The sequence below is a fragment of the Streptosporangium oxazolinicum genome, assembly GCF_039537505.1.
Taxonomy (GTDB): domain Bacteria; phylum Actinomycetota; class Actinomycetes; order Streptosporangiales; family Streptosporangiaceae; genus Streptosporangium; species Streptosporangium oxazolinicum.
Genome location: NZ_BAABAQ010000003.1, coordinates 160,805 through 182,665, shown reverse-complemented (window position 1 = coordinate 182,665; position 21,861 = coordinate 160,805). Strand labels below are relative to the sequence as shown.

Below are 21,861 nucleotides of genomic sequence, written 5' to 3'. Positions count from 1 at the left end.
GGCGGGGACGCAGGACGTGGGGGTGCGGAGCGGTTCGCGAGCCGGTGCCGGCCGGTTCACGAAGTGCCGTTCACGAAGTGCTGTTCACGGGGTGTCGTTCACGGGGTGGCGGGGGCCTCCGCGGAGACGGGTCTCGCGGGGGTCCGCCCGGGTTCGCCGGTGACGTCCGGCGTCTCCTCCGGTGTCCCAGTCGGCGTCTCGCTCGGTGTCCCTGTCGGTGTCCCGCTCGTTGTCTCGCTCGGTGCCTCGTCCGACGGCTTGGGCTTGAGGAGGACGAAGGCGAGCAGGATCAGTCCCGCGAAGAGGTAGCCCAGGGAGACCTGGCCGTTGGCGTTCCACTCGACCCGCTCGCCGTGGATCAGGCCGATGAAGGCCAGGGCCGCGCCGACGAAGGCGTACCCGGCGGCCCACAGGAACGACCGGTCGATGACGAAGGCCGTGATCGAGCCGAGCACCAGACCGGCGAGCACGGCGCCGCCGCCGAGCAGGGCCGTTCCCTCGTAGACCGTCCCGCTTTGCGCGATCGTGTCGTACCCGACCTCCCGCGCGCTGGTCCCCGCGGCGGCGAGCGCGTTGTCCATGTAGCCCTGCGCCCAGGAGGCGATGTTGGGGATGATCGCGATCACCACGGCCACCGCGTGGGCCTTCGGCACCGACTGGAATGCCTGGGCGCCGATGAGCAGGCCGATGTAGAGCAGGATCGGCACGATCGCGGGCGCCGGAAGCACCGCGCCGAGCAGCGCGAACATGCCGAGGAAGCAGAACAGCGCGATCACGACGCCGCTCGCCATCGAGTAGCTCGTACGGCCGCCCGCGGACTTCCACCCCGGGTGACCGATGTAGACGGCGGGCGGGAACGGCGAACCCAGCATCGAGCCGACCACCGCGCCCGCGCCGTCGGCCAGGAGCACCGAGCGCAGGTTGTACGAGTCGCCCGCGGCGGCGGCGCTCTCCACGTTGCTCATGCCCTCGGTGAAGTTGTAGATGCCCAGCGGGATGGCGGTGGCCAGCAGCGGCGAGACCTGGCCGAGTCCTTCGAGGAGGCGGTCGAGGTTCAGCGACGGCAGGCTCACCGCGATGTTCTCGGCGGCCGCGCCCACGTCGGCGGGGTTCATGTAGCCGCCGATCCAGGCGATCGCGGTACCGGCCAGCAGCGCGGCGAGCCCGACGGGGATGTTGCCCGGCAGCCTCAGGTCGGTGAAGAAGCCGACCATGATGATCACCAGCACCGGCAGCGCGATCCAGGCCGCCTCCCACATCTGCGCGGCGGGCCGCATCGAGATGAAGGCGATCGAGATGCCCGCCAGGGTGCCGAGCATCGCCGCCCTGGGGGTGAAGCGGCGGATGTACGGACCCACGAAGGCGCCGATCAGCACGATGACGCCGATGATGAAGCACCAGGCCAGCCCCGCCACCCAGGCCTGCAGGGGGTCCTTGGTGGCCAGGTAGGTCGGCAGCATGATCACGAACACGACGATGAACATGTGCGGGACGCTGGGACCGTACGGCATCGCGCACACGTCGGTGCGGTTCTCGCGGCGGGCCAGCCGCCGGGCGAGGTAGGTGTAGTACACGTTGCCGATCAGGAGCTGGATGCCCATCGCCGGGAGGATGACGCCGAAGACGTCGGAGCCGGGCAGGTGGACGACCCCGAGGCAGAGGCCGCTCAGCACCAGTACGTTGACCATCACGTTGAAGCCGAGGCCGAAGAAGGCGTTGGTGTCCCCGCTGACCCACCAGGGGAGCTTGAGTTTGACGGGGTCGGTTGTCGTGGTCATCGGTCAGCTCCGTGTTTCGAGTGCCTTGAGATAGCCGCCGGAGGGGGCGACCCAGCCGAAGATGCCGCCCTGGGCGGCGATCATTTCGAGCCCGTACCGCTGGAACTCGGCGAAGTACGAGCCCACGCAGTCGGACAGGACCAGGCACTCGTACCCCCGGTCGTTCGCCTCGCGGACGGTGGTGTGCACGCACACCTCGGTCGTGACGCCGGTGACGATCAGGCTGCGGATGTCCGCGGCCCGCAGGGTCCGGTCCAGGTCGGTGGCGTGGAAGGAGCCCTTGCCGGGCTTGTCGACGACGAGTTCGCCCTCGGCGGGGGCCAGCTCGTCGATGATGTCGTGGCCGTACTCGCCGCGGATCAGGATCCGTCCCCTGGGGCCGGGATCCCCGATGCGCAGCGACGGCGCGCCGCGGTTGAGCTTGGCGGGCGGGCAGTCGGACAGGTCGGGCAGGTGCCCCTCGCGGGTGTGGACGACGGTCATCCCCGCCGCGCGGGTGGCGGCCAGCACCTCCTGGAGCGGCGGGATGACCCGCCGCAGCATGGACACGTCGTTGCCCAGGGTCTCCCCGAAACCCCCGGGCTCGACGAAGTCCCGTTGCATGTCGATGAGCAGCAGCGCTGTGTGTCGCGGATCGAATCCGTACGCGTACGGCTCGGCCTCGACGAGAAGCGGATCGGACACGTTGACTCCGTTCCTCGGATCCTCCTTTTGTCGATTGTCGACAGAATTGTGTCGGTGGTTTTCCTATCCGGTTACGTCACTGTTAGCGTGCCGGACCGGAGCGTGATCGTGCCGTCCGGCGCACGCCCTCCGGTGGCCGGGTGTTCAGCCGATGTAGGTGCGCGCCCCGTGCCGGGACAGGGCGTCGATCGCGACGGCGGGATCGCCGGAGGCGATGGCCTCGAAGAGCCGCCGGTGCCGCTCCACCCCCTCGGACGGGGCCCGCTGCTCTGCCTCCCTGCGCAGGTTGGCGGCCATGTAGAGCTGCAGTTTCAGGATGACGGGCTCGTACGCCATCAGCAGCTGGCGGTGGCCCGCGAGCGCGACCAGCGCGACGTGGAAACGCCGGTGCGCCTCGTTCTCACCGAACGGGTCGTCCAGCCGTACCGCCGACGCCATGCCTTCGAGCGCCTCGGCCAGCGCGGTCATGCCGTGCGCGCCGGACAGCGGCAGCGCGGTCTCGACCGCGTAGCGTTCGAGCACGTCGCGCAGGCCGAACAGCTCGTCCACGTCCTCCCCGGTCAGCTCGGTGACGCGGGCTCCCCGGCGAGGCAGGTGCTCCACCAGCCCCTGCTGCCCGAGCGATCGCAGCGCCTCGCGCAGCGGCGCCCGGCTGATGCCGAACCGCTGGGTGAGCTGCTCCTCGATCAGCCGCTCGCCCGGCGCGAGGGCACCGGAGAGGATCTCGTGACGGAGCCGTCGCATCGAAAGCTCGACCAGGCTGGGGTGTTTCAGCTCCCCATCGGGTTCCACCCGTCCAACTCCTCTCGACGTGTGGAACAAACTCTCTCAGAGAACGGCCGGATTCCGACGTGCGGGGACGTGCGGGAGGGTGGTGCGGCCGGGTTGCCCCCCGGCCTTCGGCGGCGGAGGAGGACGCCACCTCCCGTTCTCACAGCTCCGGTAGCACGCCCTGCTTGCTCGCCCAGTCCAGGAGCCGCGTCGCGCTCTGGAAGCGCCGGTCGGCGTTGGACTCGCCGAGGATGACGCCGACGAGCCGGTGGCCGTCGCGGTCGGCGGCGAAGGACAGGCAGTATCCGGCGGCGCTGGTGTAGCCGGTCTTCAGACCCATCACGCCGGGCGCCTTGCCGAGCAGCTTGTTGGAGTTGGTCCAGACGTGCGCCCGGTGCACCTTGGACTTCGCCACGACGTGGCGCCTGGTGGACGCGATGATCCGCAGCACCGGGTCGCGCAGCGCGAGGTCGGCCAGCTTCGCCTGGTCCAGGGCGGTGGAGTAACCGGGACTCGGCTTCGGCAGGCCGTCGGCGTTGGCGTACCGGGTGTCGGCCAGTCCCATGGAACGGGCCGTGGCGTTCATCTTCGCCACGAACTTCGTGATGCCCGGACCGTAGACGCGGGCCAGGGCGTGGGAGGCGTCCGCCGCCGAGGGGAGCATGACCGCGTAGAGCAGGTCCCTGACGGTGAGCCGCTCCCCGGCGCGCAGGGAGGCGTGCGTCGCGCCGTTCGCCGCCGCGTGCCGTACGTCCGCCGCCTGGACCGTGACGGTGTCGTCCAGCTTCGCCTCCCTGAGGATGACGTACGCCGTCATGACCTTGGTCAGGCTGGCCACCGGCATCCGCTTTCCCGCCTGCTTGCTCAGGTGGACCGTTCCCGTGTCCGCGTCGTACAGGTACGCGGCCCGTCCGGGCACCGAGGGCACGGAGGCGCGCCGCTCCCCGGCGGGCGCGGCGGTGAAGGTGAGCGCGCCGGGTGCGGCGGGAGCGGCGGTGAGGACGGACGCCGTGGACCCGGTGGCGAGGACGCGCGCCGGAGAGCCGCCGGTCAGCGAGGGTGCCGAGGTTCCCCAGGCCAGGGCGGGCGCCGGAGACGCGGTGGCCAGGGTGACCGCGGTGACCAGCGCGGCGCGGGCTGTGAGAGATGTTCCCCCGTGATGCATGCGAGCCATGCTGACAGAGGATGCCGCCGATATACGGAAGTTGTCGGTTTGGCTATTGAAAAGTCGGCATCTGCGGCGGGTGTTTCTCCGCCTCGCGGCGGGCGGCCCGGTGGCGGCGCCAGCGGACGAACCCGACGACCACCGCGACCGCCAGCAGCGCGGCCAGGCCCGCCAGGAGCGGCGACCGCGCGGCCAGGCCCAGCCAGCCCCAGATCACCGAGTACAGGCCGAAGGAGGTCACCGGCACCCAGGTCAGGCAGCCGAGCGCGCTGGCCACGACGTACCAGGGGTAGGAGATCCGCAGCACCCCGGCCACCCAGGGCAGCGTGTGGCGCAGCCCCGGCACCCAGAAGCAGGCGTAGACGGCGAGCGCGCCCCACTTCCTGACGACGTTCTCGACCCGGGTGATGTTCTCCTGGCCGATCTTGGTGCCCAGGCGCGAGGTGTAGAGCCTGGAACCCAGGACGTGGCCGATCCAGTAGTAGGCCTGGAACGCGCCGAACAGGGCCACGCCGCCGACGATCACCCACAGCCACAGGGGCATGCCCAGGAAGGACGCGGAGGTCGGGTCGGGGATGCCCGCCACAACAGGTCGCATTCTGAACATCACCACCACGGTCGTCCCACCTGCCTTGACTCGATATTAGGGCAGGCTTACCTGAATCGGCATGGCGGACCCCTTTTGGGCACCCCGCCTGCAAGCGGACGTCAACTCCGGAGCAAGAACCGGGGCGTACACCTTGGGGTAACGAAGAAAGGTGTCTGTCATGAGTCCGCGTAGCAGTGTGGCGCCGATGGTGGCGAGTGGAACCGCGAACGTCGTCAAGCTGCTCATCGCCACCCTCGCCTTCGCCGGAGCCTACCTGGGAGTGGAGGCCACGTACGGCACCCCGGCCCGGCCGGCCGACGCGGCGGCGCAGGCGCCGACGCGGACGGTGGAGCTGTCATCGCGATCGATGCCCGCCACGGCCCAGATCTCGGCCCAGATCTCGGCCCGGGTCCCGGCCACCGTGGAGCAGGCCCCCGCCGCGCTCACGGCCCCCGGCACGGTCATCGTCAGCGCGGCCGACGCGCTCGGCCCCTGCGACAGGCCGTACCAGGCCCGGAGCCTCGTCGAGAACGACGACCCCCGGGCCGCGGTCTCCTACGGCTGGAGCCTGGAGCGCTGGAGCCCCGGCAGCCGCCGCTGGCAGACCTACCTGGGCACCGGGTCCGGCTTCGGCGGCGAGAGCCAGATCGTCGAGTGGCAGCCCAGGGTCGTCAACAACCCCGGCTGGTACCGCGTCGTGCTGTCGGTCTCCGGTGACGCCCCGCTGCGCAGCGAGAAATTCCTCGTCAGCTGCTGATCCTTCCCGGGAGACGGCCCGGGAAGAGCCGCCTTCGGGAAAGAGCCGACCACCGCGAAGAGTCGATCCCCGCGAAGAGCCCACTTCCGTGAAGAGAGCCCGCACCCGGGAAGGGGTGACCCCCGGGAAGGCCCGGTCACCGGGACCTGTCAGCCGCCGAGGGAGCGCTGGGCCGCCTCCACCCACCGGTCCACGCCGACCCGCTCAGCCACCGCGAGGGCGTTCTCGTAGTGCGGCTTCACCGCGTCGGCGAAGCCCAGCCGCAGCGCCAGGTCGCCCAGGGTGAGGGCGACGGGCCAGAGCGCCACCACCCCGGTTCCGGCGCCCGCGATCCGGTCGGCGAACGGCTTCAGCGTGTCGTACGCCTCGATCATCCGCTCCCGGTCGTCCAGCAGCATGCCCGCCAGGGCCCGCCAGATCATCGCCAGCTCGTAGAGGAAGTCGGGGCGCACGGGCGTCTTCACCGCGATGACGGCCCGCGCGTCGCGGTGGTGGCCCGCCGAGGCGAGGGCCACCGCGTAGGCGTCGAGGGTCCACTTGGCCCCGCGCTGGTGCGCCTCGGCCAGCGGCTCGACCATCTCGGCGGCCCGCCCGTTCACCAGGTGCAGGCAGAACGTGGTGATCAGCGGCAGGTCCTGGCGGCCCTCCAGCATCCCGGCCTTCGCGGTCAGCCGGGCGGCGTCGCGGTAGGCGCGCTCGGCCCCGGCGAAGTCACCGGCGATCATCAGGCGCTGCCCGGCGTACCAGGCGACCACGGAGGCAGGAGCGGACAGGCCGTACTGCCTGGCCAGCTGCTCGGCGGTGGCCACGTGCGCGTCGGCCTCGGCGAACGCGCCCGAGGCGGCGGCGCACTCCATCAGCACCAGGTGGGCCAGGGCCTGCACCGAGATCTGCCCGGTCGTCTTGCCGACCTCCAGCAGCTCCCTGCCGATGACCTCGCGCTCACCCACCGGGGTGATGCCGTACGACTGGCGCAGCCGCCCGCTCAGCGCGGTCGCCAGCAGGGCGGGGTCACCGGAGCGGCGGGCCAGCTCCTCGGCCTCCAGTGAGGCCTGCTCGCCCCGGGGGGTCGCCGACCCCTCCAGCTCCAGGGCGAGCGTGGCGAGCAGGCTCGCCCGCAGCGACTGCTCACCGGCGGGCAGCTCGACCAGCGCCTGCTCGGCGACGTCGACGATCTCCCAGGCGGTGCGGGTGAAGTCGCGGGCCATGCCCTTGTGCGGCACCGCCAGTGAGGCGGCCACCCGGGCGGTGAGCTCCAGGTTGCCCAGGGGCAGCGCCGCGTCCATCGCCTCGCGCCGCCGCCTGCGGGCCGCGGCCATGTCGCCGCAGAGCGCGAGCGCCTTGATCAGCCGCAGGGTGAGCAGCAGCCGCTCCCTGGTGCTGTCGGGTGTGTGGGTGATGCCCGACCTGTCGAAGGCGACGATGGCCTGCTCCCACAGGGTGGCCGCCTCGCGGTGGGCGAAACGCCGCTCGGCCTGCTCGGCGGCGAGTCCCGCGTAGTGCACCGTCTTGCCCGCGGTCTCGCTGGTGCCCGCCGAGTCGTAGTGGTGGGCGAGCGCGGCCACGTCGCCGGGGTTCCTGCGCTCGATCACCGAGGCCACCGCGGCGTGCAGCCGGGAGCGGCGCAGCCGGGAGGCGTCGGAGTAAAGAGTGTCGCGGACCAGGTCGTGGTCGAAGCGCAGCATGCCGGGGCCGGGTTCGGTGACCAGGCCGGCGAGCAGCGCCGCCTCCACCGCGTCGACCACGGCCTCCTCGTCGCCCGAGACGTCGACCAGCACGTCCACGTCGACGTCGCGGCCGATCACCGCGGCCTGCAGCAGGATCTGCTGGGCGATCGTGGGCAGCCGGGAGACGCGTCTGCGCAGCACGTCGCGGACACCGGAGGGCACGCCGGAGATGACCTCGGCGGCCGTCGCGCGGTCGCTCACCGCCTCGGCGTCGAGCAGGCGCACCGTCTCGCGGACGAAGAAGGGGTTGCCGCCGGTGCGCTCGACGATGCTGTTGACCGCGTCCTCGTCGACCTCGCGGACGCAGGTCGCCCTGACCAGCTCCGCCACCGCCTTGGTGTCGAGCCCGGTGAGGCCGACCCGGACGGGACCGAGCCTGGCCAGCGCGGCCAGCACGTCGGCCTGCTGGTCGCTCAGCTCGCTGTCGCGGCAGGTCACCACGAGCAGCACCCGGCTGGTGGCGAGCAGGCTCGGCAGCGCGCGGAGCAGCGCCAGCGTCTGGTCGTCGGCCCAGTGCAGGTCCTCCAGGGTGAGCAGGATCGGCGTCTCCTTGGCGACGGCGGCGAGGTAGCCGCCCACCGCCCGGTGCAGCCGGAACCCGCCGGAGGCCTGGTCGTCGTCGGGCTCGGGAGCCGCGTCGTCGAGGAGCGGGGCGAGCAGCGAGGCGTACTCGCCGGGCCCGGCCGCGTTCACCAGGGTGCGCAGGATCTCCACCCAGGCCCAGCCGGGAGGAGTTGCGCTGCTGTCGGGGCAGGCGCCGGAGGAGATGCCCCACCCGTCGTCGGACAGCCGCCTGATGAGCTGGCGGACCAGGGTGGTCTTGCCCGCGCCCGCGTCGCCGCTGATGACCGCGACGGTGAAGCGGCCGGTCCTGGCCGCGGCGGTGGTGAGCCTGCCCAGCTCGGCGTCTCGGCCGACGAACGGCTCCGGCTCCAGCGGGGGAAGCTCCACCTGGGCCACCGTGGGCCTGGGCGGCCAGGTCTCCGCGGCCACCTGCTGGCGCTGCCTGGACGGCGGCGGGGCGGCGAGCTGCAGGCCGGGATCCTGGGACAGGATGTCGGACTCCAGCTTGCGCAGCGCCGGGCCCGGGTCGATGCCCAGCTCGTCGGAGAGGATCGTGCGCGCCCGGCGCAGCGCCGCGAGCGCGTCGCCCTGCCGTCCGCAGCGGTACAGGCCCAGGGCGAGCAGCCGCCAGCCCTCCTCGCGGAGCGGGTGCTCGGTGGTCAGCGCCTCCAGGTCGGGCACCGACTCGGCGGGCAGACCCATCCGCAGGCCGCTGTCGGCGTGCCGCTCGCGGGCCACCAGGCGCAGCTCGGTGAGCCGGTTGACCTCGGCCTCGGCCCACGGCTGGTCGGCGAAGTCGGAGTACGGGGTGCCGCGCCACAGGCCCAGGGCCTTCTCCAGGCGGGCCCGCGCGGAGGCGGGGTCGTCGCCCTCCAGCTGCTCTCCCGCGGTGCGGACCAGCGTCTCGAAACGCAGCGCGTCGACCTGGTCGGGAGCGGCGCGCAGCGCGTAGCCCGAGGCCACGGTCACCAGCAGCCGGTTGGGACCCCCGCGCGGACGCCCCGGCTCCAGCACCCTGCGCAGCCGGGAGATGTAGACCTGAAGGCCCGACTGGGCGCCCTTGGCCGCGTCGTCGTCCCACAGGTCGTACAGCAGGGAGTCGACGGGAACGACTTGCCCGCGCGCGACGAGCAGGCGCGCCAGGACCGCACGTTGACGAAGCCCGCCCAGGTCGAGCTCGTCCTCACCGGAATGCGCCTCGACCGGGCCGAGAACTCGGAACGCCACCATGTCAGCCGCCACGCTATGCGGGCCTTCCAATCGCATACAAGGTATTTCGTATTTCCCAATCTAGCGGCTGATCGACTCCTTTTCAGGGGCCGTCGCGGCGTTCTCACGCCTGCGCAGGAAAGTCCACGCCCCCAACGCCAGCCCGCCGAAGGGGATTTCGACAGTGTAGGTCCAGAACCCGAAAAGGAGGGCGGCGGCGGTGGCGGAGTCCAGGGGAGCACCGAAGAAGACCAGCGCGCCGATGGTTCCGGCCTCCATTATCCCCGTACCGCTGGGAGTCACCAAAGCCGTGGTCAACACCCTGGACAGGGCGAAGGCGGCGATCGACTGCGCCAGGCCGGGGTAGGCGCCGGTCGCGTGCAGGCAGACGACGAGGATCAGCCACTGGAAGCCGAGGAAGAAGACCATGCCCAGCGTGAGCCCCGCCCAGCGGTGCCGCACGATCTCGGAGGTGTCGGTCCGCAACTTGGTCAGCGCCTCGGAGGCGGCGTGCCCGCCGGGACGGATCCGGCGAGGGAGCAGGCGGGTCAGGGCGTCGAGGCCGCGGCCCAGGACGTTCGCGGCACGGTCCCAGTAGAGGGCGACGGTCACCACGGCGACCAGCACCAGGATGGACAGCACGCCCGCCCAGCCCGCCCTCGTCACCGAGGAGCTGAGCGGCTGCCCGCTGAACAGCAGGGCCACGATGCCCACCGCGGGCAGCAGGAAGCGGAACAGGGTGTTCCAGATGCCGGTGGTCAGCGTGGAGACCACGACCGCCCGCGCGGGGAAACCCCACCCCCTGGTCATCGCGAACGTCATCGCCACCCCCGCCGCGCCGCCGAAGGGGAGCAGGTTGCTCACCGCGCTGCCGCCCGCGTTCAGCATCAGGGCCTGGGTGTGGGTGAGCCCGGGGAGGGAGGCGGTGAGCACGAACGTGTAGGCGAGGAGGCTGAGCAGCCAGACGGCGGTCATCAGCGCGACCTCCCGCGCCCCCAGCGCGGCGAACTGCGCGCCGATCTGCGCCCAGGAGACGTGCTTGCCGGTCAGCGCGGCCACGAGCTGGGGCATGAGGAACACGAGCGTGGCGGCGAGTGCCAGTGACACGACCGACAGCCCTACCTGGAACAACCTGCTCTTCATGCGACACGCCCGCTCGTCATCCGGTACCCCCGACCAAGTCTGCCGGTCCCGGGCTCATCCTTTCGGAGGAACTTCGAAGGGGTGCCTCAGCCGGGAGCCCAGCGGGGCGTCCCGGCGGACGTACCACTCGGTGCCGAAGACGAGGCGGTAAAGGGGCTGGGGGATCTTGAGCATCACCCCGAGGGTGCGGGTGTCGGCGCCGGTGGCCTGGGAGGCGTGGGCGGCCATGCTCGCCCGCTTCTGGCGGGCGAAGCGCCGCACGGCGACCCGGTGGGTGATCGCGTCGCCGGGGGAGTACGCCCGCTCGAAGGCCCGGATGTCGAGCTGCGGGTAGAACCTCCTCGCGAGCCGCAGCCCCCGCAGCAGGGGGTCGCGGTTGACGGTGGCCTCCAGCACGATCGGGGTCTTCGCGATCTCGGCCGCCCGGCCGCCGACCCGGTGCACCTGGACGTGGTCGGGGTGGCCGTAGCCGCCCGCCGGGTCGTAGGTCGTCAGCAGGTCGGCCCTCTCCTCGGTGAGGATCGCGGCCAGCCGCCGGGCGGCCTCCTCGGCGTCGGCGTCGATGAAGGCGTCGTCGGGCCGGTCGTCGGCGATCCCGCCGCCGGGCGCGAGCCCGGAGTCGCCGTAGCCGAGGTTCACCACGCGGGCGCAGCCGAGTGCCGCGGCCGATTTGTACAGCTCGGCCATCCGGGCGGCGCCCAGCGCCTCACCGGGTTCGAGGTCGGCCTGGCCCCGCTCTCCGGAGGTCGCCACCACGAGCACCACCCGGTGGCCCTCGGCGGCGAGCATCGCCATGGTGCCCGCGGTGAGCAGGGCCTCGTCGTCGGGATGGGCATGGAAGAACACTGCTGTCTTGACGCTGCTGATCAGGCTCACTCCGTTCGCGCGACTCGGACGCGCCCTCGCGGGGCACGCAGGCATGATCTCACGCGGGTCTACGCTGGCACGGTGAGGATCCTCCACATCAGTGACTGTTACCTGCCGCGTCTCGGCGGGATCGAGGTGCAGGTCGCCGATCTGATCCGGACGCAGCGCGAGGCGGGCCACCACGTCGAGGTGGCGACCGCCACCCCGGGGGAGAGCCTTCCCGGGGTGCGCAGGATCGTCGCGAGACTCCCCTTCGACCTGCCGGTCCACCCGTTCGGGACGGGACACCTGCTCCGCCTGATGCGAGCGCGGCGCCCCGATGTGGTGCACGTGCACACGGGCGCGGTCTCCCCGTTCGCCTGGATGGGCGTGCGGGCGGCGACCCGCGCGGGCCTGCCCGTGGTCGTCACCGTGCACAGCATGTGGGATCCGGTCACGCGGGCGCTCTACCGGGGGCTGCGACTGCTGTTCGGGTGGCATCGCTGGGGGCTGGTGGGCACCGCGGTGAGCGAGGCCGCGGCCCTGCCGATCCGCGCGGTGGCCGGGCCGGGCGTGCCGGTGCACGTGGTCTCCAACGGCCTGGACCTCTCCGGCTGGCGCGCGGCCCCCCGTCCCCCGGCTCCCGTTCCGCTCCCCGCCGACTCCGTACGGCCCGAGCCGGTGCACGTCGTCGCGGTGGGGCGGCTCGCGCCCCGCAAGCAGCCGGTCCGGCTGCTGAGGCTCCTGCGGGAGGCCCGCGCCCAGGTGCCCGCCGAGACGCCGATGCGGGCGACCGTCGTCGGGGACGGCCCGGCCCGGCCGCAGATGGAGCGCTACCTGAGGGCCAACGGCATGACCGGCTGGGTCTCGCTCCCCGGCCGCTACAGCCGCGACCGGATCCGCGAGCTGCTCGCCTCGACGGACGTGTTCGTCGCCCCCGCGCCCCGTGAGTCCTTCGGGCTGGCGGCGCTGGAGGCGAGGGCGGCGGGGGTGCCGGTGGTGGCGCGCGCGCAGAGCGGGGTGGCCGACTTCGTACGGCCGGGCAAGGAGGGACTCCTCGGGGGGACGTTCGACGAGCTGGTCGCGTCGGTGGCCAGGCTGGTCCGCGACCGTGAGCTGCGCGAGTCGATCGCGGCGAACAACCGGGAGACCGAGCCCGTCCGCAGTTCCTGGCCCGCGGTGCTCGAAGGCTTCGAACGTTGCTACGAGCAGGCCCGCGCCGGCCGGACCTGACCGGGTCCGGCCTCGTACGAGGCTCCCATGCGAACGCGTACGAGAGCGGCCGGGAACGCGTGAGGCCCCCGCCGTGCGGTGGCGGGGGCCTGATGGAGCTCGGTGGGGATCGTCGGTACGGCCGCCGCGCCGCACTGCCCCCCGCAGGCGGAGCGGCGGCCGTACCCGGAGTGCCTTCTGTCACCAGGAGGCACGGGTCCGGGGTGTCCCAGGGCCTGTTTTGTGGATCTTTTCGCCTACCGCGGTCGCCCAGCGGCGTTGTCGTCGTCGCCCATGACTCCGTTATGGACTCCTCCTCCGCCGTGCGGGGCATTCACCCGGACGATCCTCGCAACGGCGAAGCTCCACAAAACAGTCCCTAGGAGCAGGCGGCGACGAGCTTGGTGCTCGCCTCCTGGACCTTCGTCGTCAGCGACCCGGCGGCCGCGGCGGCCGCGGCCGGGTCGCTCGCGTCGATCTTGACCGACTCGAACGACGTGGCGAGGTCGGTGAGGGCGGTGGCCACCTCGCCGTCGGCCGTGCCCGCCAGCGCCTTGAGGTCGGCGGCGAGCTTGGCGGTGGCGTCGTTGAACTTGCCGAGGTCACCGGCGCTCGCCGTGGCGGCGGTGTTGAAGTCCGCGAAGGGCTTCGACCACGAGGCCTCGGTGCAGACCGCGCTGTTGGCGGACGCGCCGCAGGCGGCGGTCATCGATATGAGAGCGGCTCCCGCTGCGGCGACGGCGAGGCGGCGAGGAGAGAGGGCGCGGAACATTTCTGCCTTTCATTGCATTTCGTGACAGTTGGGACTGTAGGCAGCTTTCCTTGCGGATCACTTTCATGGCACTTACAGCAGTGACTCGTGTGACCTGATGTGATTTCGCCCCCGCGCTGGGTAAGGGCGGGGTATGGCTGAGGCGATCGTCGATCCCGGTTCCGGTCAGCACTCGCTCAAGCGGGTCATCGGGCGCAAGGTCCTGCTCGTGTTCGTGGTGGGCGACATCCTCGGCGCGGGGATATACGCCCTGGCCGGGAAGGTCGCCGGACAGGTCGGCGGGGCGCTGTGGGTGCCCTTTCTCGTGGCCTTCGTGCTGGCCGCGCTGACGGCGACCGCTTATGCCGAACTTGTCGGCAAATATCCTCAGGCAGCCGGTGCCGCGCTATATGCGAACAAAGCGTTTAACATTCCCTTTGTCACATTTATCGTGGCGTTCGCGGTGTTGATGAGCGGGATCACCTCGGCGAGTGCCGCCGCGCGGGCCTTCGGCGGCGACTACCTCGGGGAGTTCGTCACGCTGCCGGTGGTCGTCGGCGCGTTCATCTTCCTCGGCCTGATCGCGCTGGTGAACTTCGCCGGGATCTCCGAGTCCATCAAGGTCAACGTGGTGCTCACGATCATCGAGGCGTTCGGCCTGCTGGTGATCATCGCGATCGGGATCTTCGCCCTGCTGTCCGGCGACGGCGACCCGGGGCGGGCCCTGGAGTTCCACCCGGCCAACGGCGCCTTCCTCGGCGTCCTGGGAGGTACGGCCCTCGCCTTCTACGCGCTGCTCGGCTTCGAGGACTCGGTCAACCTCGCGGAGGAGGCCAAGGAGCCGCAGCGAGACTTCCCCCGCGCGCTCTTCGGCGGCCTGGCCGTCGCGGCGATCATCTACATGGGGGTCGCGTTCACGGCGACCATGCTGGTCGACACCAAGACGCTGACCGACTCGTCCGGTCCGCTGCTGGAGGTCGTCAAGGTCGCCGGGCTGACGTTCCCGCCCAAGCTGTTCGCCCTGATCGCGCTGCTCGCGGTGGGCAACACCGCGCTGATCAACATGCTCATGGCCTCGCGCCTGGTCTACGGCATGGCGCGGGAGGGAATCGTGCCGCGCGTCTTCGCGTCGGTCCATCCGACGCGGTCCACCCCGTGGGTGGCCATCGTCTTCACCGTGGGCGTCGCGGCGGTGCTGGTCGCCACCGGCGACGTGGGCGACCTCGCCGACACCACGGTGCTGCTGTTGCTGTGCGTCTTCACGCTGGTCAACGTGGCCGTGCTGGTCCTCCGCAAGGATCGGGTGGACCACGATCACTTCCGGGCGCCGAGCTGGATGCCGGTCCTGGGGGCGGTGGTCTGCTTCGTCCTGGCGCTCCCCATCACCGGCAGGGGCGGAGACGTCTATCTCCGCGCGGCGGTCCTGCTCGTGATCGGGGTGGTCCTCTGGTTCGTCAACCGGCTCTTCCTGTCAGAAGGGCAGAGCTCAGAAGGGCAGAGCCCGTCCTGAGGGGGTGCGGAGGTCCAGAGCGATGGGTTTCCGTGGCGGCCGGGGCTTTTGGAGGATAAGAACCTTTTTCATGTGATACTCCCTCTTTGTTGGAGTTTGAGAGAGACTACGTCAACTGACCGACTTTTTCACTGATTTTTTACCAAGTATGTGTTGATCTGTACTGGCCGGACGGGGCTCGGGTGTGCCGGGATCGCGCGGACGTGGGGCGGCGTTGGGGACGCTGGAGAGGGAGGTCTGACCTCCGGTGTCCCGGCTGTGGCGTCGAGGGCTCTGCTGTGGCGTTTGGGAGAAATAGTCCGCCATGTCCGCAGACTAGGAGTCCTATGTTTCCGGCAGGGTCACCGTTTGTTCCAAGCCCGAGACCTCGGCGCCGCACGGGAGGGCCGTGCGGCAAGGCCGCATGGGAAGGCCGTGCGGGAGGCGCTGACGGTCTCGGCGGGGCTCAGGGTCTTCAGCGGGCTCAGGGTCTTCAGCGGGCTCAGGGGCGGCTCAGGATCTTCGTGGCCTCGGGAGCCTCAGCGGCGGAGCACGAACGCCTTCTCGTCGTCGCCCACGCCGACCGAGCCCACCGCCCACAGCGCGTCGCCGCCCGGCACCCGGGCCAGGACGGTGCCGCCGACGTCGTCGGTCTCGTCGTACTGCTGGGTGGCGGTGTAGGCACGAAACAGCGGACCGTACTCGCGTGACCAGGTGGTGCCGTCGAAGTGGAGGATGAGCACCTGCCCGGCGTGGTCGGCGTCGACGCCGCTGATCCACAGGTCGCCGGGGCCGGAGGCGGTGACCCCGTGCAGGCTCCCCCGGGAGATCGGCACCTCGACCCGCGTCCAGCGGGTCCCGTCCCAGCGCACGACGAGCGGCCGCGCCCCCTCGCCGCCGGTCCGGGCGTCAGGCGGGGCCTCCGGGGTGGCCGAGACCTGCCCGACCGCCCACACCTCCGACGGCGAGACCTGCCAGACCCCGCTGAGACGGCCGCCCGGGATCGGGGGCGTCCGCAGGCTCTCCCACGATCCGGCCGTGCCGTGCCAGACCAGCGGGGTCCGGGTCTCGCTCGTCCCCACCGCCCAGACGTGCCCCTTCCCGGAGGTGATCGCCTCGAAGGTGCCCCCGGTGCTCAGCACGTTGCGGAACTCGCCGCCCGCCCATTCCAGGACGACCGCGCCCGAGGGGCCGTTCGCGGCGAACCACGTGTCGCCGCCGCCCGTCGCGACGTCCGCCAGCCGGTAGTCCTCGGCCACCCCGAAGGGCCGGTGCGGAGCCCACGCCCGCCCGTTCCAGTGCGCGGCGAACGCGCTCGGGCCGTTGCCCGCCACCCACACGTCGTCGGGCCCGGCCGCGCCGACCGCCTCCAGATGGTGCGCGCCGGTCTCCCGGCCCAGGGAGATCTCCCGCCAGCGGCTCCCGTTCCAGCGGAGGACGGCGGGGGTGCCCTCCCGATCCTCCGCGCTGTCCTGGTATCCGACGGCCCAGGCGTCGCGGGGCCCGGTCGCCGCCACGTCGAGCAGCGCCGTGCCGCCCGGCAGTCTCGCGCCCTCCACGGCCGTCCACTCGGCGGACGCGGCCACCGCCCCGGTCGCCACGGGACTCGCCGAGGGGTCTCGCGGCACGGGGCCCGGGGAGGTGGAGCCGGGGGCGGCGGGGGTCCGCGAGGCCGTACCGCCCGGTGTCGCGGTGGGTTCCGGCGCCGTCGGGGCCGCGCCGCACGCGGTGATCAGAAGCGCTCCGACGACCATGACCGCCACCGGGCGCGCTCTCAGCATGTCACCATTGTTCCGCATGCCTCCGTAGTCCGGCCGTGCCCGTCATGATTAGAACCCCTCGGCCGGGGCACCGGGGACGTTAGGTGGGGAGGATGCCGATGTCGAAGACCGAAGATGATGAGAGATTCCGCGTCCGAGCTGACAAGCACCGCCATTTCACCGCCCTGCACGCGGTGGGGGCGCTGGACTACGGCTCTTCCCGGCTCCTGAAGGAGCAGGCCGACGCCGCCCTGAAAGCGACGGATCACCCGCGCCTGGTGATCGACCTCACCGAGGTCACCTTCTGCGACTCCACCGGATACGGGGTGCTCATGTACGCCCTCACCCGCGTCCGCCGGGTGGCGGGCTCGCTCGTCCTGGTCGGCCCCTCCACCGTGATGAGGCGACGGCTGAAGCGTCTCGGGGTGGCCGATCTGTTCGACACCCGGCGTACGGTCGAGGAGGCGATGGAGGCGTTTCCCAAGGCGACGTGAACGGGTGTGCTTCTCCGCGCCAGGGCGATCCGCGCCGTATGAGACAGTTATTGTTGCTTGGGCAAAGGGTCGGTCAGAGGGTTGGTCATGTTCGTGGGAGACGAGCCGGAGTCGGTTTTCACCGCCACCTCCGGGCTGCACGGTACGACGCTCGTCGTACGGGCGAGTGGAGAGCTTGATCATTACCACACGTCGGTGCTGCGCGAGGAGATGGGAAGGGCCTGGGGGTCCCTGTCCTCGCCGAGGCTCATCCTCGACCTGTCGGCCCTGACGTTCTGCGACTCCTCCGGGATCGGCGAGCTGCTCCAGGTGCGTCACCAGGGCCTGAACAAGGGGGTGAGGGTCATCCTCACCGGCGTCCAGGGCAATCTGGCCCGGCGGCTGCACCTCGCCGGTCTGATCCAGGTGTTCGAGGTGCTCCCCTCCGTGGCCGACGCCCTCGAGGTGGCCTGAGGCCCCCGGTTCAGGCGGTGGCGTGGCCGGCGTGCTCCTGGTGCAGCCGGACGCCGCCGACGCGCCCCTCGCGCTCGCGGAGGATGGTGCGGAGCACCCGCAGACCGTCGCGGACGGCGTGCAGGTTGCTGGCGCCGTGGATGCGGCTGCGCTCGTGGCTGGGGACCTCGCGGATGACGAGGCCGGCCTGGGCGGCGCGGATGTTCATGAGGGTCTCGATCTCGAAGCCGTCGCAGTCGAGGTCGAGCGCGTCGAGGTGGCGGGCCCAGAAGGCGTTGTAGCCGTAGCACAGGTCGGTGTAGCGCGTGCCGTACAGCCGGTTGGTCATCTTGGTCAGCATCGTGTTGCCGAGCGAGCGGATCGGGCTGATGTCGTCCGAGCCTCCGCCGGGGGCACAGCGGGACCCCTTGGCGAAGTCGGCGCCCTCGACCAACGCGGTCACGAAGGCGTGGATCTCCCGGCCGTCGGTGGAACCGTCGGCGTCGATCATGACGATGATGTCTCCGGTCGCGGCGGCGAAACCCTCGGTGAGAGCGTTGCCCTTGCCCCTGCGGGTCTGCGTGACGACGCGCAGTCCCGGGCGGAGTGCCTTGGCCACGGCGACGGTGTCGTCGGTGGAGTTGCCGTCGACCAGGATCACCTCGTCGATCCAGGACGGCAGGGTCGCGAAGACGTGGGGGAGGTTCTCCGCCTCGTTCATGGCGGGGACGATCACGCTGACACTGAAAGCGAAAGGGGCGCTGTTCATGGTTACAAGGTCTAACGAACCACCTGCAGAACACTTGAAAGCCTCTTGCAAGCCCTTATCGCTATGGAGGATCGTGCCTCTTGACCTCCCCTCGGGGGCAGCGGGAAGGTCTCTTCACCGACTGCTCCAAGGGGAGGGGCGACCCGATGTGGATCGTCAGGGACCGTCAGAAGGGGAGCGTGCGACCCGAGGGGCTGCGCAGATCGAGCGGCACCGGCTCACGGGGCGGACGCGGACGTTGCATGACCAGGATCCTTTTCACGGTGCCGCTCCATTCTGGGCTTGATCACCGGGTGTTACCCATGCCGGACCCAAGAATCACCTATCTCCGGATCACATGAAGAACACTGGCCACCCGCTCCGCGGCCGTCGCGACGTCCTCCGCGTGACCGATGCGCCCCGCCCAGGACAGCCAGAACCACCACTCGCCGTCCTCCTCGTGGGCGGCGAGCACGTCCTCGGTCCTGGCGGGGGCCATGGGGTTGATCACATGCAGCCGTGGATAAAGCCCCGCGGCCGACCTCAGGCGCACCTGGAAGGCGTGCGCCTCCAACTGAGCGGCCAACCGACGCAGGTGGTCGATGCCCTCGCCGTGCTCTGCCATCATCCGGATCACTCCTGGCGGACACTGGTGACTTGCTTCTCTGCAGAGTGCGGTTTTGCGGCACTTGAGGCAATCGGTCCCTCCGCAATCCTCCGCAGGAACAGTGGAATAGACCGGAAAGTCGTTGATGTTCCGTGGGGAAACCACGAATAAACGGAACGCCGCGCACAGCTGCGTTTACGCTGAGGTGCGGGCTTGTTAATGTTATGTAAACAGCGACCGGGAGGGGCGCCGTGGCCCGAGGTGAGCATTCCCCCGCATGTGCGCGGCGCTGGCGCGAGCAGGCGACGTCCAGGCAGTGGACCCACTGGCAGACCGCGCAGGCCATTCACGGCTGCTGCGGGGTGAGCCTGCTCAAGGCACACCGGCTGGCCAGGGGATGGTCGGCCAGGCAGTCCGTACAGGAACTGGAGGAGCTCTGTGAGCGCCAGGACCTGGGCGAGGCTCGGGCCAGCATCGACCTGCTCAACGCCTGGGAGAACAACCGGGCACGGCCGCGCCCGCAGACCATCGATCTGCTGGCCCGACTGTACCGCGCGAACGCCGTCAGGCTAGGTCTGGCCGGAGATTACTGCGAGGACGGCGGGGGCGCCAAGGTCGTGGTCGTCTCCGGAGGGGAGACCCGCACGCCGTACCAGACGGAGGAGCGGGAACGGTCCGAGGACGACATCGAGCGGCGGGCGCTGTTCCACCACGCCCTGCTCGGCTCGCGGTCGGTGATGACCGGCCGGCTGCTGGCCGAGGTCGAGCGGACCCGCCAGGACCTGGACCGTACGCTCGCCGTCGCCACCGTCTCCGAGGAGCAGCTCGACCGGCTCGACGAGCAGGTGCTGCGCTACCGGCGCGAGTACATCAGCAGTGCGCCGGTGCCGATGCTCTACCGGCTCATGCTGGAGCTGTCGGACGTCCGGACGCTCTCGCTGGCCCGCCAGCCCGCGATGGCCCAGCGCCGCCTGCTCAACGCCACCGTCATGCTGGCGCTGCTGTCGGCCGACGCGCTGATGAAGCTCGGCGACACCCGCCAGGCCCACGCCTGGTACGGCACCGCGCGCAACGCCTCCGACGACATGGGCGACGTGCGGCTGCGCGCCCTCGTCCGGGCGCAGCAGGCGATGCTCCCCTACTACTACGGCGACCTGGCCGAGACCGTACGGCTGGCCCGCGAGGCCAGGATGCTCGCGGGCAGCGCGCCCAGCTCCCCGGCGGCGCTCGGTGCGGCGGCGGAGGCGCGGGCGCTGGCCCGGATGGGCGAGCACAAGGCCGCCAGGGTCGCGCTGGCCGAGGCGGAGCGGATCTTCGCCAGGATGCCCCCCGAGGGCCACGACCACCTGGCGTTCCGCTTCTCCGAGCGGCGGCTGCAGTTCTACCGGATCGGCACGCTGATCGAGCTGGGCGAGGACGTCGACTGGAAGCCGGGACCGGCCGGGCCCTCGGTGCCGTACGCCATCGACCCGGTCCTCCTCCTGCTCGACCAGGCCGCGCACATGGTCCGCGACGGCAAGGTCGACGACGCCTGCCACCTGGCGGAGAAGGCCCTGCTCCAGGTTCCACCGGAACACCGCACCTCCATCGTGCTCAACCGCGCGCGGGCGCTGCTGTCGGAGGTGCCGCAGACCCGACACAGGGCGGCGGCGGTGCGACGCCTGAACGACCTGGTCACCGGCGCGGCACCGGTCAGCTGATGAACTCGCTCGCCGAGGAGGCGTTCACCGTCCTGCGGGAGGTCTGCGAGAACCTCGGCATCGACCACAGGGACGCGGAGCTGCTGAGGGTGCGCAGCAACGCCGTCTTCAAGCTGCGCAGCGAGATCGTGGTCAGGATCGCCACCGCTCCCAACGCGCTGACCCGGCTGCCGCTGGTCCTCGCGGTGGCCCGCTGGCTCGCCGAGCAGGGGTTCCCCGCGGTGCGCCCGGCCGACGAGATCTCCGAGCAGCCCGTGGTGCACGAGGGCAGGGTCGTCACCTTCTGGCACTACGTCCCGGCCAGCGGCCGTCCCACCACCACGGAGCTGGGCGAGATCCTGCGCAGCCTGCACCTGCTGCCGGTGCCGCCGGTGGCGTTGCGGCGCTTCGTCGACCCGTTGTGCGAGGTGCGTCGCGCGGTGGACCGCTCCGAAGAGCTCACCCCCTGCCAGCGGGCCTGGCTGCGCGACCGCATCGCGGAGCTGACGGAGCGCTGGTCGGACCTCGGCGTGGAGGACTCGCCGGTGCTGCTGCACGGCGACGCGTGGATCGACAACCTGCTGCGCTGCACGGACGGCCACGTGGTGCTCTGCGACTGGGACGGCGTCGCGGTCGGCCCCCGCGAGTGGGACCTGGTCCACACCTACCACGGCCAGCGGCGCTTCGGCCTGACCGCCGCCGACGTGGACGCCTTCGCCGACGCGTACGGCAGCGACCTGCGGTCCTGGCCGGGATACTCCACCCTCATGGAGGTGCGGGACATCTACGCGGTGGGCATCCACATCCGCAACGCCGCCGCCGACCCCTTCTCCCGGCGCGAGCTTCCCCGCAGGCTGAATTCCCTCACCCGAGGTGAGCAACATGCCCGCTGGTACATGGCCGAACCCGTTAGTGTCTCGCAGTAAAGATCTTCAAACGGGGGCATACGATGCCAAAGGTCACACTGCGTAACACCTTCCATGTCCGGAACACTCCGGAGGCGCTCCGTGCGCACCTGAGCCAGCCGCAGAGCTACGTGGGGCTCTCGCCGATGGTGGTCGCGGTCAAGGACGTCGAGCGGGGGGAGTCCGAGACCCGTTACACCTCGGTGGAGCGGTTCAGATTCCTCGGCCTCGTCAAGTACGACAACATGATCAAGGTGACGCTGCGGAGCACGCCGCGGACCGTCGAGGGCGAGGTCGCCAGTCCCGGCGGGGTGCGTCTGGACTACCGGTTCACCCTCAACGAGAAGAACGGGGGCACCGAGGTCGAGGACATCCTCGTGGTGCACGCCTGGGCGAGGCCGCTGCTGGGGTACGCCGCGAGGAAGGCCCGCGAGGTGCAGCTCGCCCGCGCCGGGATCCTCGCCTCCCGCCTGGAGTCCACCTCCTAGGCCTCCCGTCGTGGCCGCCGCCGGTCTCGTCGAGGCGGGATCGGCGGCCCTAGGGTGGGACGC

The 21,861-nt window shown here is 71.1% G+C and carries 20 protein-coding genes; 8 read left to right on the top strand and 12 right to left on the bottom strand.

The genetic code is table 11. The features are described from left to right. Positions 1-98: 98 nt before the first annotated feature. From ABD817_RS10510 to ABD817_RS10490, 5 genes are all read right to left on the bottom strand, one after another. Positions 99-1,778, bottom strand: a complete 1,680-nt coding sequence (locus tag ABD817_RS10510; protein ID WP_344917614.1) for a SulP family inorganic anion transporter — start codon at positions 1,776-1,778, stop codon at positions 99-101. A gap of 3 nt (positions 1,779-1,781) precedes the next feature. Continuing rightward, entirely contained in the window at positions 1,782-2,462 is a 681-nt protein-coding gene (locus ABD817_RS10505) for a cysteine hydrolase family protein (RefSeq protein WP_344917613.1), read from the bottom strand. A 144-nt stretch (positions 2,463-2,606) separates the two neighbouring features. Continuing rightward, positions 2,607-3,254 carry a GntR family transcriptional regulator gene (locus ABD817_RS10500; protein WP_344917612.1) on the bottom strand — a complete coding sequence of 216 codons (648 nt, stop codon included), beginning with the start codon at positions 3,252-3,254 and terminating at the stop codon, positions 2,607-2,609. A 139-nt stretch (positions 3,255-3,393) separates the two neighbouring features. After that, on the bottom strand, positions 3,394-4,407 hold the full coding sequence (locus ABD817_RS10495; protein WP_344917611.1) for a D-alanyl-D-alanine carboxypeptidase family protein: 1,014 nt from the start codon (positions 4,405-4,407) through the stop codon (positions 3,394-3,396). Positions 4,408-4,450: 43 nt separating this feature from the next. Continuing rightward, positions 4,451-4,996, bottom strand: a complete 546-nt coding sequence (locus ABD817_RS10490) for a DedA family protein (RefSeq protein WP_344917610.1) — start codon at positions 4,994-4,996, stop codon at positions 4,451-4,453. A gap of 169 nt (positions 4,997-5,165) precedes the next feature. Between ABD817_RS10490 and ABD817_RS10485 the strand changes: the two genes are divergently transcribed. After that, positions 5,166-5,744 carry a hypothetical protein gene (locus ABD817_RS10485; protein ID WP_344917609.1) on the top strand — a complete coding sequence of 193 codons (579 nt, stop codon included), beginning with the start codon at positions 5,166-5,168 and terminating at the stop codon, positions 5,742-5,744. Between the two features lie 149 nt (positions 5,745-5,893). On the opposite strand, the gene ABD817_RS10480 is transcribed toward ABD817_RS10485, so the two are convergent. Genes ABD817_RS10480 through ABD817_RS10470 form a run of 3 tightly spaced genes read right to left on the bottom strand, consistent with a single transcriptional unit; the run spans position 5,894 to position 11,263 of the window. Next, the gene (locus tag ABD817_RS10480; protein WP_344917608.1) at positions 5,894-9,265 is read right to left on the bottom strand and encodes an ATP-binding protein; all 3,372 of its coding nucleotides are present in this window, start codon (positions 9,263-9,265) and stop codon (positions 5,894-5,896) included. A gap of 60 nt (positions 9,266-9,325) precedes the next feature. Beyond that, positions 9,326-10,387 carry a lysylphosphatidylglycerol synthase domain-containing protein gene (locus tag ABD817_RS10475; RefSeq protein ID WP_344917607.1) on the bottom strand — a complete coding sequence of 354 codons (1,062 nt, stop codon included), beginning with the start codon at positions 10,385-10,387 and terminating at the stop codon, positions 9,326-9,328. Positions 10,388-10,441: 54 nt separating this feature from the next. Next, positions 10,442-11,263, bottom strand: a complete 822-nt coding sequence (locus tag ABD817_RS10470; protein ID WP_344917606.1) for a PIG-L deacetylase family protein — start codon at positions 11,261-11,263, stop codon at positions 10,442-10,444. A gap of 72 nt (positions 11,264-11,335) precedes the next feature. Here ABD817_RS10470 and ABD817_RS10465 point away from each other — a divergent pair, with 72 nt between their 5' ends. Beyond that, positions 11,336-12,466 carry a glycosyltransferase family 4 protein gene (locus ABD817_RS10465; protein ID WP_344917605.1) on the top strand — a complete coding sequence of 377 codons (1,131 nt, stop codon included), beginning with the start codon at positions 11,336-11,338 and terminating at the stop codon, positions 12,464-12,466. Positions 12,467-12,824: 358 nt separating this feature from the next. Here the strand turns inward: ABD817_RS10465 and ABD817_RS10460 are convergent, their stop codons facing one another. Then, a complete protein-coding gene (locus tag ABD817_RS10460) occupies positions 12,825-13,154 on the bottom strand; it encodes a hypothetical protein (protein WP_344917603.1) in 330 nt (109 codons plus the stop codon). 196 nt (positions 13,155-13,350) lie between these two features. On the opposite strand from ABD817_RS10460, the gene ABD817_RS10455 reads away from it, so the two are divergent. Further along, positions 13,351-14,706: an APC family permease gene (locus tag ABD817_RS10455; protein WP_344917602.1), complete on the top strand. Its 1,356-nt coding sequence runs from the start codon at positions 13,351-13,353 to the stop codon at positions 14,704-14,706. Positions 14,707-15,224: 518 nt separating this feature from the next. Here ABD817_RS10455 and ABD817_RS10450 read toward each other — a convergent pair. Beyond that, positions 15,225-16,466 (bottom strand): hypothetical protein, encoded by a 1,242-nt coding sequence (locus ABD817_RS10450; RefSeq protein ID WP_344917601.1) that lies wholly within the window; start codon positions 16,464-16,466, stop codon positions 15,225-15,227. Between the two features lie 98 nt (positions 16,467-16,564). Here ABD817_RS10450 and ABD817_RS10445 point away from each other — a divergent pair, with 98 nt between their 5' ends. Both ABD817_RS10445 and ABD817_RS10440 read left to right on the top strand, forming a co-directional pair. Beyond that, positions 16,565-16,939 (top strand): STAS domain-containing protein, encoded by a 375-nt coding sequence (locus ABD817_RS10445; protein WP_344917600.1) that lies wholly within the window; start codon positions 16,565-16,567, stop codon positions 16,937-16,939. 87 nt (positions 16,940-17,026) lie between these two features. Further along, positions 17,027-17,392, top strand: coding sequence for an STAS domain-containing protein (locus tag ABD817_RS10440; protein WP_344917599.1), 366 nt, complete (start codon positions 17,027-17,029; stop codon positions 17,390-17,392). Between the two features lie 10 nt (positions 17,393-17,402). Here the strand turns inward: ABD817_RS10440 and ABD817_RS10435 are convergent, their stop codons facing one another. Together ABD817_RS10435 and ABD817_RS10430 are read right to left on the bottom strand one after the other, a co-directional pair. Next, a complete protein-coding gene (locus tag ABD817_RS10435) occupies positions 17,403-18,140 on the bottom strand; it encodes a glycosyltransferase family 2 protein (protein WP_344917598.1) in 738 nt (245 codons plus the stop codon). A 322-nt stretch (positions 18,141-18,462) separates the two neighbouring features. Then, positions 18,463-18,747 carry a hypothetical protein gene (locus ABD817_RS10430; protein WP_344917597.1) on the bottom strand — a complete coding sequence of 95 codons (285 nt, stop codon included), beginning with the start codon at positions 18,745-18,747 and terminating at the stop codon, positions 18,463-18,465. A 230-nt stretch (positions 18,748-18,977) separates the two neighbouring features. On the opposite strand from ABD817_RS10430, the gene ABD817_RS10425 reads away from it, so the two are divergent. Genes ABD817_RS10425 through ABD817_RS10415 form a run of 3 tightly spaced genes read left to right on the top strand, consistent with a single transcriptional unit; the run spans position 18,978 to position 21,798 of the window. Then, positions 18,978-20,426 carry a helix-turn-helix domain-containing protein gene (locus ABD817_RS10425; RefSeq protein WP_344917596.1) on the top strand — a complete coding sequence of 483 codons (1,449 nt, stop codon included), beginning with the start codon at positions 18,978-18,980 and terminating at the stop codon, positions 20,424-20,426. Then, positions 20,426-21,331: a phosphotransferase enzyme family protein gene (locus tag ABD817_RS10420; RefSeq protein WP_344917595.1), complete on the top strand. Its 906-nt coding sequence runs from the start codon at positions 20,426-20,428 to the stop codon at positions 21,329-21,331. The genes ABD817_RS10425 and ABD817_RS10420 overlap by 1 nt, the downstream gene beginning before the upstream one ends. Positions 21,332-21,354: 23 nt before the next feature. Beyond that, positions 21,355-21,798, top strand: a complete 444-nt coding sequence (locus ABD817_RS10415) for an SRPBCC family protein (protein WP_344917594.1) — start codon at positions 21,355-21,357, stop codon at positions 21,796-21,798. Positions 21,799-21,861: the final 63 nt, after the last annotated feature.